General features: G+C 70.7%; 12 protein-coding genes. 6 read left to right on the top strand and 6 right to left on the bottom strand.

What is annotated here, in order from left to right; all coding sequences use genetic code 11:
• Nucleotide 1: 1 nt before the first annotated feature.
• The 3 genes from AC5WS8_RS08735 to AC5WS8_RS08725 form a co-directional block, all read right to left on the bottom strand.
• Nucleotides 2-1,054, bottom strand: a complete 1,053-nt coding sequence (locus AC5WS8_RS08735; RefSeq protein ID WP_496102718.1) for an AI-2E family transporter — start codon at nucleotides 1,052-1,054, stop codon at nucleotides 2-4.
• An 80-nt stretch (nucleotides 1,055-1,134) separates the two neighbouring features.
• Nucleotides 1,135-2,115 (bottom strand): pirin family protein, encoded by a 981-nt coding sequence (locus tag AC5WS8_RS08730; protein ID WP_496102717.1) that lies wholly within the window; start codon nucleotides 2,113-2,115, stop codon nucleotides 1,135-1,137.
• A gap of 176 nt (nucleotides 2,116-2,291) precedes the next feature.
• The gene (locus tag AC5WS8_RS08725) at nucleotides 2,292-2,783 is read right to left on the bottom strand and encodes an SseB family protein (protein WP_388569917.1); all 492 of its coding nucleotides are present in this window, start codon (nucleotides 2,781-2,783) and stop codon (nucleotides 2,292-2,294) included.
• A 143-nt stretch (nucleotides 2,784-2,926) separates the two neighbouring features.
• On the opposite strand from AC5WS8_RS08725, the gene AC5WS8_RS08720 reads away from it, so the two are divergent.
• From AC5WS8_RS08720 to AC5WS8_RS08710, 3 genes are all read left to right on the top strand, one after another.
• A complete protein-coding gene (locus AC5WS8_RS08720; protein WP_496102793.1) occupies nucleotides 2,927-4,753 on the top strand; it encodes an acyl-CoA dehydrogenase in 1,827 nt (608 codons plus the stop codon).
• A 79-nt stretch (nucleotides 4,754-4,832) separates the two neighbouring features.
• Nucleotides 4,833-6,131: a M18 family aminopeptidase gene (locus AC5WS8_RS08715; protein WP_496102716.1), complete on the top strand. Its 1,299-nt coding sequence runs from the start codon at nucleotides 4,833-4,835 to the stop codon at nucleotides 6,129-6,131.
• 146 nt (nucleotides 6,132-6,277) lie between these two features.
• The gene (locus AC5WS8_RS08710; protein ID WP_496102715.1) at nucleotides 6,278-6,526 is read left to right on the top strand and encodes a DUF6458 family protein; all 249 of its coding nucleotides are present in this window, start codon (nucleotides 6,278-6,280) and stop codon (nucleotides 6,524-6,526) included.
• A gap of 345 nt (nucleotides 6,527-6,871) precedes the next feature.
• On the opposite strand, the gene AC5WS8_RS08705 is transcribed toward AC5WS8_RS08710, so the two are convergent.
• Nucleotides 6,872-8,695 carry an NHL domain-containing thioredoxin family protein gene (locus AC5WS8_RS08705; protein WP_496102714.1) on the bottom strand — a complete coding sequence of 608 codons (1,824 nt, stop codon included), beginning with the start codon at nucleotides 8,693-8,695 and terminating at the stop codon, nucleotides 6,872-6,874.
• 149 nt (nucleotides 8,696-8,844) lie between these two features.
• On the opposite strand from AC5WS8_RS08705, the gene AC5WS8_RS08700 reads away from it, so the two are divergent.
• Nucleotides 8,845-9,078, top strand: coding sequence for a hypothetical protein (locus AC5WS8_RS08700; RefSeq protein WP_496102713.1), 234 nt, complete (start codon nucleotides 8,845-8,847; stop codon nucleotides 9,076-9,078).
• Between the two features lie 102 nt (nucleotides 9,079-9,180).
• Here the strand turns inward: AC5WS8_RS08700 and AC5WS8_RS08695 are convergent, their stop codons facing one another.
• Nucleotides 9,181-9,576 carry a cupin domain-containing protein gene (locus AC5WS8_RS08695; RefSeq protein WP_496102712.1) on the bottom strand — a complete coding sequence of 132 codons (396 nt, stop codon included), beginning with the start codon at nucleotides 9,574-9,576 and terminating at the stop codon, nucleotides 9,181-9,183.
• Nucleotides 9,577-9,627: 51 nt separating this feature from the next.
• Here AC5WS8_RS08695 and AC5WS8_RS08690 point away from each other — a divergent pair, with 51 nt between their 5' ends.
• Nucleotides 9,628-10,632: a GlxA family transcriptional regulator gene (locus tag AC5WS8_RS08690; protein ID WP_496102711.1), complete on the top strand. Its 1,005-nt coding sequence runs from the start codon at nucleotides 9,628-9,630 to the stop codon at nucleotides 10,630-10,632.
• Nucleotides 10,629-11,123: an LURP-one-related/scramblase family protein gene (locus AC5WS8_RS08685; RefSeq protein ID WP_496102710.1), complete on the top strand. Its 495-nt coding sequence runs from the start codon at nucleotides 10,629-10,631 to the stop codon at nucleotides 11,121-11,123. Before AC5WS8_RS08690 ends, AC5WS8_RS08685 begins: the two co-directional genes overlap by 4 nt.
• A 47-nt stretch (nucleotides 11,124-11,170) precedes the next feature.
• Here the strand turns inward: AC5WS8_RS08685 and AC5WS8_RS08680 are convergent, their stop codons facing one another.
• Nucleotides 11,171-11,995, bottom strand: a complete 825-nt coding sequence (locus AC5WS8_RS08680; RefSeq protein WP_496102709.1) for a maleylpyruvate isomerase family mycothiol-dependent enzyme — start codon at nucleotides 11,993-11,995, stop codon at nucleotides 11,171-11,173.
• Between the last annotated feature and the right edge of the window lie 80 nt (nucleotides 11,996-12,075).

Genomic DNA, 12,075 nt, shown 5'->3' with positions numbered 1-12,075 from the left:
GCTACTGGTCCCGCGAGTCCTCGGGGGCGTGCCCGCACCGCAGCCGCAGTTCGTGCGCCATGCCGGACGCCGCCGCCGTCAGCGGTACGGCCAGCAGCATCCCCAGGATTCCGGCCACGGACGCCCCCGCGGTGATCGCCAGCAGCACCGCCGCCGGGTGCATCTGCACGGTCCGGCTCTGGACCACCGGCTGCAGCACATGCCCCTCCAGCAGCTGCACCGCGACGACCACGCCGAGCGCCCACAGCGCGATCACGAGCCCCCGGTCCGCGAGGGCGACCAGGACGGCGACCGCACCGGAGAGGAACGCGCCGAGGTAGGGCACGTACGCCCCGACGAAGACGAGCGCGCCGAGCCCGATCGCCCCGGGGACGCGCAGCACCAGCAGCCCCACGGTGATGCAGAATGCGTCGATGAGCGCGATGAACGTGGTCCCCCGCATGAAGCCCTCGACGGCCTGGTAGGCGCGCCGCGCCACCGCCTCGACGGTGTCGGCGGTGCCGCGCGGGGCCATCGAGCGCAGCGTGTCGGCGGCCCGGTGGGAGTCGCGCAGGAAGAAGAAGACCAGCAGCAGGGCCAGGGCGCCCATGGCGATGGTCTCGCTGACGACGCTGACCCCGCTGATCACGTTGCGGGCGGCGGTCCCGCCGAACTTGGCGAGCAGGTCCCTGGAATGGGCGGCGAGATCCTCGAGCGAGGTCCCGGCCGCACCGAAGCGCCGTGCGAGCGACTTCCCGACCCGTTCGAGGGCGGTGATGATCTGGTCGCCGGTCTCGACGAGCGCGGAGGCGACCACGTACACCGCCCCGCCGGCCACGGCCAGGACGGCGACGCACGTGATCCCGGCCGCGAGCGACCGGTGCACCCCCATCCGCGCCAGCCACCGGTGCAACGGCCCGAGCAGCGCGCTCCCGAGCAGCGCGAGGAGCACCGGCACGACGGCCGTACGGAACTGGCCGCACAACCGGATCACGATCCAGACGACCCCGGCGACCAGCAGGAACACCGCACACCAGGCGGCGAGCCGGCGGACGGGCTCGGGGAGCAGCTGCATCCTTCCAGACGACCACGCCAGGGGCGGGCTGTCCTGTGCGGACGGCCCGCCCGGGTGACGTGGTGTCAGGTGCCGGCGGATCAGGAACCCAGCGGCCCGCTCTCCGTCATGCCGTGGACGGCCGGGACGGTCCCGAGGCGCCCCTTCTGGAAGTCCTCGAAGGCCTGCTGGAGCTCCTCGCGGGTGTTCATCACGAACGGCCCGTAGTGCGCCATCGGCTCACGGATCGGCTGCCCGCCGAGCAGGACGACCTCCAGGTCCGGCGTGTTCGAGTCCTGCCGCTCGTCCGCGCGGACGGTGACCGAGGAGCCCGCACCGAACACGGCGGTCTGGCCGAGGCGGATCGGACGCCGCTCCACGCCCACGCTGCCGCGGCCGGCCAGGACGTAGGCGAGGCCGTTGAAGTCCTCGCGCCACGGCAGGGTGACCTCCGCACCCGGCGCCACGGTGGCGTGGATCAGGGTGATCGGCGTGTGCGTGATGCCGGGGCCCTGGTGACCGTCGAGCTCACCGGCGATGACACGCAGCAGCGCGCCGCCGTCGGGGGTGGTCAGCAGCTGGACCTGGCCGCCGCGGATGTCCTGGTAGCGCGGGGCCATCATCTTGTCCTTGGCGGGCAGGTTGACCCACAGCTGGATGCCGTGGAACAGGCCGCCGGAGACGACGAGGGACTCCGGCGGGGCCTCGATGTGCAGCAGCCCGGAGCCCGCGGTCATCCACTGCGTGTCACCGTTGGTGATGGTGCCGCCACCGCCGTGCGAGTCCTGGTGGTCGAAGATCCCGTCGATGATGTACGTGACGGTCTCGAAGCCGCGGTGCGGGTGCCACGGGGTCCCTTTCGGCTCCCCAGGCTGATACTCAACCTCACCCATCTGATCCATCATGATGAACGGGTCGAGGTGGCGGTAGTGGATCCCGGCGAAGGCGCGGCGGACCGGGAAGCCCTCGCCCTCGAAACCGCCGGGCGCGGTCGTGACACCGAGCACGGGACGGGCCACCGCGTCGGCGGGTGCGACCACACGGGGAAGGGTCAGCGGGTTCTCGACAGTCACTGCGGGCATGTCGGTACCTCCTTGTGCTCCGAGCTTAGTTGACCGTTGAACTTTCTGCCACCTCGAAACACAGAAAGCCCGGAGGGCATTCCCTCCGGGCCTTTCGGTGCGCCCTTCACGGACGCGAGGCCGGCCAGGACGTCGCCCGGCCGCCCGCGAGCGATCACGTCCAGCCGTACGTCCGGCTAGCCGTACATCCGGCGCATGGCGAACTCCACCATCTGCTCCACGGCCTTCGCGTCGAAGACCATCCGGTGCTCGCCCTCCATGTCGAGCACGAAGCCGTAGCCGGTCGGCAGCAGGTCGATCACCTCCGCCCCGGTGATCACGAAGTACTTCGACTCCTTGCCCGCGTACCGTCGCAGCTCCTTGAGCGAGGTGAACATCGGGATCACCGGCTGCTGGGTGTTGTGCAGCGCCAGGAAGCCGGGGTTGTCGCCGCGCGGGCAGTACACCTTGGACGTGGCGAAGATCTGCTGGAAGTCTTCCGCGGACATCGACCCCGTGGTGAACGCACGGACCGCGTCCGCGAGCGACGGCGGCGACGGCTCGGGGTACAGCGGTGGCTGCTGGCCGTACCCGCCCGGCATCTGCCCACCCGGCATCTGCTGCCCGGGCATCTGCTGCTGCGGCGGGGCGTACTGCTGCTGAGCGCCCGCGTTCTGGTAGCCGTACATGTCCCAAAGAGTAGTAGGCCACATATGGGCCGTGAGGGGTTGCTTCTTATTACCGACGGGTAGCATCATCGGAGCTACTTGTTGGTAGATGAACCAGTTGCGAGGAGACAGTGCCTCGCCGATCCCTCTACGGAGCCGTCGCCATGGGGCACTACAAGTCGAATCTCCGCGACATCGAGTTCAACCTCTTCGAGGTGCTCGGGCGCGACAAGCTGTACGGCACCGGCCCGTTCGCGGAGATGGACGCCGAGACCGCCAAGAGCATCCTCGAGGAGCTGACCCGCCTTTCGGAGAACGAGCTGGCGGAGTCCTTCGCGGACGCCGACCGCAACCCGCCCGTCTTCGACCCGGAGACCAACACCGCCCCGGTCCCGGCGTCCTTCAAGAAGAGCTACGAAGCCTTCATGGACTCCGAGTACTGGCGCCTCGGCCTGCCCGAGGAGATCGGCGGCACCACCGCCCCGCCGTCCCTGATCTGGGCCTACGCGGAGCTGATCCTCGGCTCGAACCCGGCGATCTGGATGTACTCCTCCGGCCCGGCGTTCGCCCGCATCCTCTTCGAGGAGGGCAACGAGGTCCAGAAGGAGATCGCGAAGACAGCCGTCGAGAAGCGCTGGGGCTCCACCATGGTGCTCACCGAGCCGGACGCCGGCTCGGACGTGGGCGCCGGCCGTACCAAGGCCGTCCAGCAGGAGGACGGCTCCTGGCACATCGAGGGCGTGAAGCGCTTCATCACCTCCGGTGAGCACGACATGGAGGAGAACATCCTCCACTACGTCCTCGCCCGCCCCGAGGGCGCCGGCCCCGGCACCAAGGGCCTGTCCCTCTTCCTCGTCCCGAAGTACCTGTTCGACTTCGAGACCGGCGAGCTGGGCGAGCGCAACGGCGTGTACGCCACGAACGTCGAGCACAAGATGGGCCTGAAGGCCTCCAACACCTGCGAGATGACGTTCGGCGACAGGCACCCCGCCAAGGGCTGGCTGATCGGCGACAAGCACGACGGCATCCGCCAGATGTTCCGCATCATCGAGTTCGCCCGCATGATGGTCGGCACGAAGGCGATATCGACGCTCTCCACCGGCTACCTGAACGCGCTGGAGTACGCCAAGGAGCGCGTCCAGGGTCCCGACCTGGCGAACTTCATGGACAAGACCGCGCCCAAGGTCACCATCACCCACCACCCGGACGTGCGCCGCTCGCTGATGACGCAGAAGGCGTACGCGGAGGGCATGCGGGCGCTGGTGATGTACACCGCCTCGATCCAGGACGCGATCGCCGTCAAGGAGGCGAACGGCGAGGACGCCTCCACCGAGCACGCCCTCAACGACCTGCTCCTGCCCATCGTCAAGGGCTACGGCTCCGAGAAGGGCTACGAGCAGCTCGCCCAGTCGCTGCAGACCTTCGGCGGCTCCGGCTTCCTGCAGGAGTACCCGATCGAGCAGTACATCCGCGACGCCAAGATCGACACCCTCTACGAGGGCACCACCGCGATCCAGGGCCAGGACTTCTTCTTCCGGAAGATCGTCCGCAACCAGGGCGCCGCGCTGAACTCCCTCGCCGAGGAGATCAAGAAGTTCCTGGCGGTGGGCGAGGGCGGCGAGGAGCTGGCCCCGGCCCGCGACCGGCTCGCCAAGGCGGCCGTGGAGCTGGAGGCCATCGTCGGCCTCATGCTGACCGACCTGGCGGCCACCGAGCAGGACGTCAAGAACATCTACAAGGTGGGCCTGAACACCACCCGCCTGCTGATGGCCTGCGGTGACGTCGTCGTCGGCTACCTGCTGCTGAAGGGCGCCGCGATCGCCGCCGAGAAGCTGCCGAGCGCCTCCAGCAAGGACAAGGCGTTCTACCAGGGCAAGATCGCGGCGGCGAAGTTCTTCGCGGCCAACGTCCTGCCGGGCGTGACCCTGGCCCGCAAGGTCGCCGAGGGCGTGGAGCTGGACATCATGGAGCTGGACGAGGCCGCGTTCTAGGACCACCTCCACATGCCCCTTGCGAGGGCCCGTTCCCGTCCGTCGGGAGCGGGCCCTCCTCCGTCGTTAAGGTGAACCCATGAGCACAAGTGCGCGCTTCGACCGCAGCCACACCGACGACCTCATGTCCTTCCTGGCGGCGAGCCCGTCGCCGTACCACGCCGTGACGAACGTCGCCGAACGGCTGGAGAAGGCCGGCTTCCGGCAGGTCGCTGAGACGGATGCGTGGGACGGCACGAGCGGCGGCCGGTACGTGCTGCGCGGCGGCGCGATCATCGCCTGGTACGTCCCCGAAGGCGCCGATCCGCACACGCCGTTCCGGATCATGGGCGCGCACACCGACTCTCCCAACCTGCGGGTCAAGCCCCGGCCGGACAGCGGCGCGCACGGCTGGCGGCAGGTCGCGGTGGAGATCTACGGCGGCCCGCTGCTGAACTCCTGGCTCGACCGCGACCTCGGGCTGGCCGGCCGGCTCTCCCTGCGCGACGGCTCCACACGGCTGGTGAACGTCGACAGACCGCTGCTGCGCGTGCCGCAACTGGCCATCCACCTGGACCGCACGGTCTCCAGCGAGGGTCTGAAGCTCGACCAGCAGCGGCACCTCCAGCCCGTCTGGGGCCTGGGCGACGGCGTGCGCGACGGTGACCTGATCGCGTTCCTCGAGCAGGAACTCGGGCTCGCCGCCGGCGAGGTGACCGGCTGGGACCTGATGACCCACTCGGTGGAGCCGCCGGCCTACCTGGGCCGTGACAAGGAGTTGGTGGCGGGCCCGCGCATGGACAACCTGCTGTCCGTGCACGCGGCCGCCGCGGCGTTGACCGCCGTCGTCGGCTCCGACACCACCCCGTCGTACATCCCGGTGCTCGCCGCCTTCGACCACGAGGAGAACGGCTCCCAGTCGGACACCGGCGCCGACGGTCCGCTGCTCGGATCGGTCCTGGAACGCTCGGTGTTCGCCCGGGGCGGCTCCTTCGAGGACCGGGCCCGGGCCTTCGCCGGCACAGTCTGCCTGTCCTCCGACACCGGGCACGCCGTCCACCCCAACTACGCGGAGCGGCACGACCCCACCCACCACCCGCGCGTGAACGGCGGCCCGATCCTCAAGGTGAACGTCAACAACCGCTACGCCACGGATGGTTCGGGCCGCGCGCTCTTCTCCGCAGCCTGCGAGAAGGCGGACGTGCCCTTCCAGTCCTTCGTCTCGAACAACGCGATGCCCTGCGGCACCACCATCGGCCCCATCACCGCGGCCCGTCACGGCATCAGGACGGTGGACATCGGCGCGGCCATCCTCTCGATGCACAGCGCCCGCGAACTGTGCGGCGCGAAGGACCCCTATCTGCTGGCCAACGCCCTGAAGGCGTTCCTGGAGGGCTGACGCTCCGACCCGCCGGCCCTCCCGGCGCCCCGCCGTCGCCGATCGAGCCGGCACGCCCGCCCGCCGTCGCCCCGGCATGTCCACGGATGTCCCGGGTACCCGGGTCCGAGGCCGGAAGGACCGGCCGCACAGGGAGGGCAGGACTCATGGGCCTGGGTGGATGCATCATCCTGATCGCCGTGGGGGCCATCCTCGCGTTCGCGACCGACTGGCACATGCAAGGCGTCAACATCCACTTGGTCGGCGTCATACTCATGATCGTCGGGCTGATAGGGGTGACCACCTTCAGCGGTATCTACCGCCGCAGGCGGGTCGTCGTGCCACCCTCGACGACCGTCGTCGAGGAGAACCGGCACCCCCGGGACGACGGCTACACCGACGGATACGGCGTCTGAAGCCCCGAGGCGCTCGGGGCAGGTGCCGGGCGCGCCGGAGCGGCATGACAGGGCTTCCGCCCTGCCCGGTCCCGGCGGCATGGAGCGACAGCCCGTCTGGCGAAGACAGACACGGTCCTCAACCCTCTCCGGAGGCTGAGCGCGAGTGAGCCCCATAGGCCTGCGCGGTCCGATGCCCCACACGATCACTCCGGTCGCGTGAGAACGGTACCGTCCGTCGCCGGATCGGACATCCCAAGGCGCGCCTGGCAGGCGCGGTCGGCGGTGGCCGCACACCCGTCCTGAGGGCGGCGGCCACCCGCCCGCGGGCCGCAGCGGCCCCACTCTGGACGCCGGAGCCCCGGCCTACCGGCTCTCGTCCATCCCCGCCAGCACCAGCGGCAGCCGGTCCGCCCCGCCCTCGGTGAGGCGGACCGGGACTCCCCAGTCCTGCTGGTGGACATGGCAGGCCGGGTATTCGTTCGCCGGGTCGTCGTCGCAGGACGCCGCCATCGCCGAGACATGCAGGACGCCCTCGGCCACCGCCGGGTTCAACTCCAGCTCCCGCGCGAGGTCCAGGCCGGCCCCCTCGCCCTTCAGCAGCAGTTCCGGCGGCGTCGAGGAGACCAGCAGACGGGTCGACGGCCCGTAACGGGTGTCCAGCTTCTGACCGGCCGGGGCCTGGAAGACCACGTCCAGCCGGAGCCTGCCGGGCGTCACCTCGGTCGCCGCACGCTGCGTGCGGTGGGCGACCGCGGCGACCTGCACCGCTTCCTCCGGCAGCCGCAGCCGGGTCAGCCGGTGCCGGGCCGACTCCACGACCACGACGTCCTCGCCGACGAGCACCGCGTCCGACGGTTCCCGCAGGTCCGTCGCCAGCGTGCTCACCTGCCCCGTCGCCGGGTCGTAGCGCCGCAGCGCGTGGTTGTAGGTGTCACTGACCGCCACCGAGCCGTCCGGCAGCGCGGTCACCCCCAACGGGTGCTGGAACAGCGCCTGTTCCGCCGCGCCGTCCCGGTGCCCGAAGTCGAACAGGCCCGTCCCGACCGCGGTGTGCACACGTCCGTCGAGATCCACCCAGCGCAGCGCGGAGGTCTCGGAGTCCGCCAGCCACAGCCGGTCGGCGGTCGCGGCGAGCCCCGACGGCTGGGCGAACCAGGCCTCGGCACCGGGACCGTCCACCAGCCCCTCGTTCGTGGTGCCGGCCGCCACCGCGACCGTTGCCGTCGCGGGGTCGTACGTCCACAGCTGGTGCACGCCCGCCATGGCGATCCACACCCGGCCGCCGAAGACCGCCACGTCCCACGGCGAGGAGAGATCCACCTCACGGGCGGGACCCGATGTCGGCGAGCCCTGCCACCACTGCCTGCCGGTGCCCGCCAGCGTGCCGACCTCGCCGGTCACCGGGTCCAGGCGGCGCAGCGCGTGGTTCACGGTGTCCGCGACGACCACCACCCCGTCGTCGAGCAGCGCCAGACCCTGCGGCTCGCTGAAACCCGCCGCTTCCGCCGGCCCGTCCACGAAGCCCCGCACACCGGAACCGATCCGCCGCACCACCGTCTCGCCGTCCGCCGCCAGCTCCACCAGCTGGTGCCGGGTGGTGTCGCTGACCAGGAAGTTCCCGGACGGCAGCAGGAGCGCCTTGCCGGGGAAACGGAGGGTCGTGGGCTGGGGCTCGGGAGCCACGTACGGACCGTCCCCGCGGCGCAGCGTGCCCTTCGCGGCGTGCTCCTCCTCCAGCTCCTCGACGAGCCGTTCCACCGCATGGGCGTGACCCTCACCCGCGTGCTGGGCGACCACATACCCCTCGGGGTCGATGACCACCAGAGTCGGCCAGGCCCGGACCGCGTACTGCTTCCAGGTGGCGAGCTCCGGGTCGTCGAGGACCGGGTGCTCCACCCCGTAGCGCTCCACCGCGTCCACCACCGCCTGGTGCTCCGCCTCGTGGACGAACTTCGGAGAGTGCACGCCGATGATCACCACGGTGTCGCGGTGCTTCTCCTCCAGCTCGCGCAGCTCGTCCAGGACATGCAGACAGTTGATACAACAGAACGTCCAGAAGTCGAGGATGACGATACGTCCTCGCAGGTCGGCGAGGGTGTACTGCTCTCCGCCCGTGTTCAGCCAGCCGCCCTTGCCGATCAGCTCGGGGGCGCGGACGCGGACGCGACGCGAAGTGGAGTCGTTCATGGGTCAAGGGTGCCATCCGTGACCGGCGTGCCGCGGGGCCTGTGGACAACTCGGTTACGCTGCGTACAAGCTCCCCTACGGGATGCGCACGCGAGGTAACGGAGAGATGCTCGTCTCACACAGGGGGGTCAGTGCAAGGGAGCAGTTCCATGCCTCGAGACATCGACGACCGGATGCGCCGCCCGAATCGTGACCGCGTGCGCGGCGAGACGAGCGGTGAGGAGATCCGCGACCGGGACCGCCGCGACCCGGACATGAGCGGCTCCGACCTCTCGGACGAGGACCTGGACAGGTCCGGCACGCGCCGGGAGCGCGGGGACCGGCGCTCGTCCTGGGACCAGGACGAGCTCGACGAGACCGACAGGCGGGAGGGCTACCGGTAGACCGGTCGCCCCCGCGGTGCCCTTTGCGGCCCGTTACACGGGTCCCCGCCCGGGCGGGGACCCGTCCGCGTCCGGGGCACCGGCTGCCGGGAACGGCCGGGCTCAGGTCAGTGCGTGCCCGGTCGTGGCGTCCACGTGGTCGGGGACCTCTTCGTGGCGGTCGCCGACCGTCGGGGTGCCGGTGGGTTCGAACAGCAGGATCGATGCACCGGCGGGCGCGGACGGCTTGTGCTCCGTGCCACGCGGGACCGTGAAGACCGAGCCCTTGGCGAGCGTGACCGTGCGCTCGCCGGCCGGCTCGCGCAGTGCGATGTGCAGTTCACCGTCGAGGACGAGGAAGAACTCGTCGGTGTGGTCGTGCGTGTGCCACAGGTGCTCGCCCTGGACCTTCGCGACGCGGACGTCGTAGTCGTTGACGGTGGTGACGATGCGCGGGCTCCACAGCTCGGTGAAGGAGGCGAGGGCCGCGGCCAGGGAGAGGGGTTCCTTGGGTTCCATGCCGCCATCGTGCGGGGTGACCTCCCGCCGTACGAGTGCTAGAAATCGCACATGCCGCAAGGATCCTCTCAGGCACGGCGACCGCATCGGGTCACCGTGATCGTCGACCGGGGCACGAACCCGTTCGAGGTCGGCGTGGCGACCGAGCTGTTCGGGCTCCCTCGGCCCGAACTGGGCCTGCCGGAGCCGTTGTACGAGACCACGCTGTGCACGCCGGTGCCCGAAGTGCGGATGAACCACGGGTTCTTCACGATGACCGGGGTGCCCGGTCTGGAGGCCGTGGACGACGCGGACACCCTCGTCCTGCCCGGCCGCCCCGACAACGTCGTTCCGCGCGGCCGCGACGTCCTCGACGCCATCCGCCGTGCCCACGCACGCGGCGCCCGGGTGCTCAGCTTCTGCACCGGCAGCTTCGCGCTGGCCGAAGCCGGGCTGCTCGACGGTCGACGGGCCACCACCCACTGGCGCTGGGCCGGCGCGTTCCGCGAGCTGCACCCGAAGGTCCTGCTGGAGCCGGACGTGCTCTTCGTGGACGAGGGCGACGTTCTCACCGCTGCGGGCAGCGCGGCGGCACTCGATCTGGGGCTGCACATCTGGCGCCGTGACCACGGCGCCGAGATCGCCAACGCCGTCTCCCGCCGACTGGTCTTCGCCGCGCACCGCGACGGGGGACAGCGGCAGTTCGTGGAGCGGCCGGTGCCCGACGTACCGGACGAGTCGCTGGCCCCGCTGCTGGCCTGGGCGCAGGAGCGGCTGGGCGAACCGCTCAGTGTGGGCGACCTGGCGGCCCGCGCCGGGGTCAGTCCCGCCACCCTGCACCGCCGCTTCCGCGCCCAGCTCGGCACCACACCCCTGGCCTGGCTGACCGGCGAGCGCGTGGCCCTCGCCTGCCGGCTGATCGAACGGGGGGAGGAGCGGCTGGAGGTGGTCGCCGCGCGCAGCGGCCTCGGCACGGCCGCCAACCTGCGGGCCCGGCTGCGGCGCGGGACGGGGCTCAGTCCGTCGGCCTACCGGCGGCGTTTCGGGCCGGTCCCGGGGGAAGCCCTGACCGTATGAGACTTTTTGTGCGCGACCGGCTCCTCGGTATCGGTGAGGACTACTGGATCGAGGACGAGCACGGCACCAAGGTGTTCCTCGTCGACGGCAAGGCGATGCGGCTGAGGGACACCTTCGAGCTGAAGGACCCGCAGGGGCGCGTCCTGATCGACATCCACCAGAAGATGTTCGCCCTGCGCGACACGATGATCATCGAGCGTGACGGCGACCGGCTGGCCACGATCAAGCGCAAGCGACTGTCCCTGCTGCGCAACCACTTCCGCGTCTCGCTGGCGGACGGTACGGAGCTCGACGTCAGCGGCAAGATCCTCGACCGTGAGTTCGCCATCGAGTACGACGGCGAACTGCTGGCGCAGATCTCCCGGCGCTGGCTGCACGTCCGGGAGACGTACGGCGTGGACATCGTGCGCGAGGACGTGGACCCGGCACTGCTGATCGCGGTGGCCGTGTGCGTGATCCACCTGGCGGACAAGGAGCGGGAGGAGGCCTGACCGGGGCCCGTGGCGGGCCCGGGCCTTCGAGGGATGGTCCGCGTCGTCTACTTCGTCACCGCGAAGGAGCGCAGGATCGCCGCCGTCAGGTCCGGGTCGCCCTCCGCCTTGATGCGGTCGGCGACGGCGTCCGCGCCCACCCGGCCGCAGGCCAGGCGGACGTACGTCTCCCAGTCGAGGGTGAGCGTCACCGCCGGGCCCAGCGAGGGCGTGCCGTCGATCGTGCCGCGGCCCTCCGCGTCCACCCGGACCGTGCGCAGGAACTCGACGGGGCCGTGCACGTCGATGACGACCGCCGACCCGGGCGGCGCGCCCGCGCCCTGGGCGACCACCTCCGGCAGCGCGGCCAGCAGTGCGTCGCGGGCGATGTGCGCGCCCGGCGAGTCCAGGTTTCCCGGTCGGCCGAGGGCCGTGCGCAGGTCCTGCTCGTGCACCCAGATGTCGAACGCGCGGTACCGCATGGCCTCTTCGAGGGTCTGCTCGGTGCCGAGCGGGCCGCGTACCTTGGTGCCCGGGTCCCGCGACTCGTTCCGCAGCTGGCGGTTGCGGCGGATGATCGTGTACTCCAGTTCGGAGGTCATCTCCGGGGCCGTGTGGTGGCGGCGGACGTCGACCTGCATCTCCATGTAGCGCTGGTGCTCGTTGGTGACGTGGAACAGGTCGCGCGGGAGCGTGTGGATGGGGCGGGGATCGCCGAGCATCTCGCAGTCCATGCCGATGACGTGCGAGACCACGTCGCGCACCGACCATGCGGGGCACGGCGTGCGCCGGTTCCACTCGCCCTCCACGAGCGGCTGCACCAGCTCGAATATCGCTTCGACGGAGTGGGTCCAGGCATCGGCGTAGGGCTGAAGAGTGGGATGCAGACTCACGGAACGGACCCCTCGGGCGGTCGGTGCACGGGCGTTGGTCGACGGCGTTGTCGGTGGCTGTACTGCGGGAGGTGGCTGTC

The sequence above is a fragment of the Streptomyces sp. PTL18 genome, from assembly GCF_059510295.1.
Note: the sequence above shows the minus strand (reverse complement) of the source record. Positions and strands in the feature narration are given on the sequence as shown.

Coding starts and splice junctions, on each gene's coding strand:
- AC5WS8_RS08700 (WP_496102713.1), top strand. CDS start 8,845: ATGCCTCGAGACATCGACGACCGGATGCGCCGCCCGAATCGTGACCGC.
- AC5WS8_RS08715 (WP_496102716.1), top strand. CDS start 4,833: ATGAGCACAAGTGCGCGCTTCGACCGCAGCCACACCGACGACCTCATG.
- AC5WS8_RS08730 (WP_496102717.1), bottom strand. CDS start 2,115: ATGCCCGCAGTGACTGTCGAGAACCCGCTGACCCTTCCCCGTGTGGTC.
- AC5WS8_RS08735 (WP_496102718.1), bottom strand. CDS start 1,054: ATGCAGCTGCTCCCCGAGCCCGTCCGCCGGCTCGCCGCCTGGTGTGCG.
- AC5WS8_RS08695 (WP_496102712.1), bottom strand. CDS start 9,576: ATGGAACCCAAGGAACCCCTCTCCCTGGCCGCGGCCCTCGCCTCCTTC.
- AC5WS8_RS08690 (WP_496102711.1), top strand. CDS start 9,628: ATGCCGCAAGGATCCTCTCAGGCACGGCGACCGCATCGGGTCACCGTG.
- AC5WS8_RS08705 (WP_496102714.1), bottom strand. CDS start 8,695: ATGAACGACTCCACTTCGCGTCGCGTCCGCGTCCGCGCCCCCGAGCTG.
- AC5WS8_RS08685 (WP_496102710.1), top strand. CDS start 10,629: ATGAGACTTTTTGTGCGCGACCGGCTCCTCGGTATCGGTGAGGACTAC.
- AC5WS8_RS08720 (WP_496102793.1), top strand. CDS start 2,927: ATGGGGCACTACAAGTCGAATCTCCGCGACATCGAGTTCAACCTCTTC.
- AC5WS8_RS08710 (WP_496102715.1), top strand. CDS start 6,278: ATGGGCCTGGGTGGATGCATCATCCTGATCGCCGTGGGGGCCATCCTC.
- AC5WS8_RS08725 (WP_388569917.1), bottom strand. CDS start 2,783: ATGTACGGCTACCAGAACGCGGGCGCTCAGCAGCAGTACGCCCCGCCG.